Source organism: Paenibacillus sp. FSL H7-0331 (assembly GCF_001956045.1).
On record NZ_MRTH01000108.1, the window covers coordinates 1 to 3438 of the forward strand.

3 protein-coding genes and 1 pseudogene are annotated in these 3438 nt (G+C 45.8%); 2 read left to right on the forward strand and 2 right to left on the reverse strand.

Going from position 1 to position 3438, the window contains the following annotated elements:
• Nucleotides 1–70 precede the first annotated feature (70 nt).
• Both BK127_RS41705 and BK127_RS41715 read right to left on the reverse strand, forming a co-directional pair.
• Nucleotides 71–475, reverse strand: a complete 405-nt coding sequence (locus BK127_RS41705) for an IS110 family transposase (protein ID WP_076238513.1) — start codon at nt 473–475, stop codon at nt 71–73.
• A gap of 1045 nt (nt 476–1520) precedes the next feature.
• Nucleotides 1521–1838: a hypothetical protein gene (locus BK127_RS41715; protein ID WP_179097829.1), complete on the reverse strand. Its 318-nt coding sequence runs from the start codon at nt 1836–1838 to the stop codon at nt 1521–1523.
• A gap of 102 nt (nt 1839–1940) precedes the next feature.
• Here BK127_RS41715 and BK127_RS41720 point away from each other — a divergent pair, with 102 nt between their 5' ends.
• Together BK127_RS41720 and BK127_RS46165 are read left to right on the forward strand one after the other, a co-directional pair.
• Nucleotides 1941–2450 carry an SRPBCC family protein gene (locus BK127_RS41720; protein WP_076238516.1) on the forward strand — a complete coding sequence of 170 codons (510 nt, stop codon included), beginning with the start codon at nt 1941–1943 and terminating at the stop codon, nt 2448–2450.
• Nucleotides 2451–2816: 366 nt separating this feature from the next.
• A pseudogene (locus BK127_RS46165) lies at nt 2817–3438 on the forward strand (transposase); the annotation flags it as partial.

A 3438-nucleotide genomic window follows, 5' to 3' on the forward strand; every position in this document is an offset into this window, starting at 1 on the left:
CCAGACGATTATTGATCGTCTATGTCTTCGCTTGGAAACCAACCAACTTCCTGAACAATTTTAGTTCAACTTATATAGAAAAATCTGGTTGGCCTTTTTTAAGGTTCGGTATAAGATGGCGATAGCCGGGAGAACGGGGGCTTTTAGGGGGGAAACTCCGGGTGAAAAACCGTTCTCCCACTACCACTGTATCTGTTTTTACTTTTCGTAGTTGAGAGCCTTTTGCTCGTTTGGATTGCAGTGGATTAGTGACCATGTGGCAGAACCCACTTCGTTCCATGTAGGCCACTAGCCCCCGATGATAATGCCCTGTTGCTTCTATAACGACTACCGGTTCTTTATCCGTTTTCTGGCGCAGTTCTCCAAGCCATTCTCCAAACTCCTCAAATCCTTCCTCCGTATGAACAATGCGTCTCGATTTTCCATTCGCTTCATTACGCGCGGTGAATGTTTGTGCCATGCTCGTTCCTTTCAATTCAGCGAATTGGCGTACTCGTTCATTGGCGAAACCTCCTCATTTTTTCAAGGTGCTTCGCCTCACATTTCTGTCTACTTGTCAAATCATATTTTCTCGTTTCGTGCAAAAAAAGAGCCGGCTATCTTTTTAATAACCTGCTCTTGCTCATGATTTTTGGTTCTTCGCCCTAACTTAAATGACATCGACCCTTCATTGCCGAAAAGAAAAGACTGACCTATAACTTGCTAAACTAACTGGTAGGATTGTTTAATGGTAAAATGTAACAAAGACACATTTATTGGGTGATCGAAGTGGATATTTTTACTTACGTGGACATAGTACCTGGAAAAAGCATAGGAGTATTTCAAATTGATAAGAAGGCTGAACAATTATTAGAAATGCTTGAGAACTATCAAGAAAGGTCCTATTGCATCGTCGTTAAGACGCCCACCTTGTGGTTTTGGTTAGATGAAGAGCATAAGACGTTTTAAATTATGGCGCTTATCGGTTTCCTTGGAAAGTTTAAAGAGATAATTGGACTGGTGACTCTATTTCAGATGTAGAAAGGCATTTCGGTAAGTGTGAACATGAGTCTTATGTTGTGAAGATATCAGATGTCAAGGATTATGAATTTCATCATGGAAACTTTCGAAAGAGCATTGATGTGGCCTTAACGGGGCATCTAAGTATGCCCTCGATGTAAAACTTTCACGAAAGAAACGGACGAAGTACGCTTTGGCCAACATTTTCCACTGTGCCTGCAGTATCAATTTCTACTTTATCGGATCTTCTTATGGCCTAAGAGATTATTTTGTAAGATGAAGCCTTGGCAAGTATTCGTCCTATGGCGGTCAGTTGGCTGCTGTTCAAGCAGTTGGTTCTCATTTATTGTCGGGGGGCAAGAACTTACATCGTTACCCGTTTGAGGACAAGAACTTGCATTGAAAGCCGAGAACGTAGCTCCGAACCAGTGTTGAAAGTGCAGCCGTATAGTAGCCATTCGCTCAACTATTGTGCAGTTTAGTGTTAAAAATGCTTTCCTTACCAGATGCTAACGGTTTCCCTAGTGGGCGACGTATCGGTTATCATCGTACCACTCGACGCTGAAGGTGGCGTTAATCTGGAACCAGCCCGCTTGATCCAAGCTGAAGCACGTTCGCCAGTTCGGAGTCGGTTCGCTTTGTCCATCGATCCCCTGTGCGGTTAGATGACGTATTTCCTTGCCGGAACATGTTATTCTGATCACGTTCCAGGCCGGGTTAGGGCGGCACTTCGTATCAAGCGATTGCCAGTTCTGAATCTCGGCTAGCCACTCTTGCGTTTCGAGCGGCACGCCTGTCAATTCCCGGGTGTAGTTCATCGTATGCTGAGCTCTATGCAAGGGAAAGCAGTAGATGCTTTTTCTGAATATTCCTTGACAGGAATATTCCTTATATTGTATATTTAATCCAGCAAATAAAACATAATTTCAGGAGGAGTTCAAATGACTAATCAACAACCATCCAACAGTGCGGCACCGCTTGTCAAAGAACGTGAATTTGTAATGGAAAGAGTGTTTCATGCACCGCGAACGCTTGTATTCAAGGCTTTCACCCAGCCCGAGCATGTAGCGAAATGGTGGGCGCCGAGACCTTTCACCATTCCGGTCTGTAACATTGATCTTCGGGTGGGCGGCAAATGGCATTATTGCATGCAGTCACCAGAAGGCGAGCGGCATTGGGCGTTAGCCATTTATCAGGAAATTTCCAGTCCGGACAGCCTGGCTTACACCGCCACATTCGCTGATGAACTAGCCAACCCGACTAATGAAATTCCGGAACAGTATGCAACTGTGGTGTTCAATGAGGCTGAAGGCAGCACCAAACTAAGCATTACCTTCCGATTCGAATCTGCCGAGGCGCTTCAAGCAGCTCTCCAGATGGGGATGATTGAGGGGTTGTCGATGACATTGGACAACAACCTGCCTGAATTATTGGCTGAAATGCAGAGCTGACGGATGCGTCGCGATGGTAAAATTGAATAAATGAAAGATGAGTCAACCCAGAAAGCGGTGGGCTCATCTTTCATTTAGGCGGAAACAGGATCACTCGTCTGAATCGTGCTCCACCTTTTGTTTCTTTTGCTGCTTCTGCTGTTAGCCCATCTCTTCCAGCCACCACTTCAGCTCCTTTTTGACGCTGTTATTCTTCATCGCCTTGTGGCAGCGCTCCACCTGGATCGGCTCTTGGGAAGCAAGCCCGATATCCATCATCAAGCTGTCCCGCAGCTGGAAGTCGCCCCACTTGATTTACGGATCGGCCATGCTAGCCAACTCGAACACTGCGTCGAATCGATCCGAAGCCCCGACGCTATCCCGTTTCGAGTAAAGTCTGCTTTTGGTAAGCTACCTGCTACTGTTATCGCCGATGCAGGATACGCCGCGAAGAAAACTACGACTATTTAGAGCGAAATCAAGTAGAAGCCATCGTCAAATACAGCACCTACCACCGTGAGAAAAGTAAGGCATGGCAAAAGGATATTAGTAAAAACGACAACTGGACGTATAACACCGAACAAGACACATGGACATGCGCTGCGGGGCAGACTCTTATTTTTCGAAGAGTGAGCAAGGAGAAAACCGAAAGTGGATACGAAATCGAGCATCGCCATTAACTATAAGCTGTGAAGGATGTCCCTTGAAATCACAGTGTACGAAAGCTGAAGGTAATCGAGAAGTTAAAGTCAGTCTGAACTACTTGCGTTTGAAAAAACAAGCCCGTGAAAAGCTCCGGAGCGAAGACGGTTACGCCCTTGCGGTTCGGCGTGTGATCGAGCCAGAGCCTGTGTTTGGTGACATGAAGAATAACCGTGGTTTCAAAAGATTTCTGCTTAGAGGCTTACAAAAAGTAAACCTCTAAGTCGGGCGGCTTTCCCTCGCCCATAATCTGCTCAAGAAAGCAGCAGTAGACACCAAAAACAAAGGAGCTAAGCAGGTACAAGCC

Excerpts from the sequence above, each read along its gene's own strand:
- BK127_RS41720 (WP_076238516.1), top strand. The coding sequence starts at position 1,941 with ATGACTAATCAACAACCATCCAACAGTGCGGCACCGCTTGTCAAAGAA.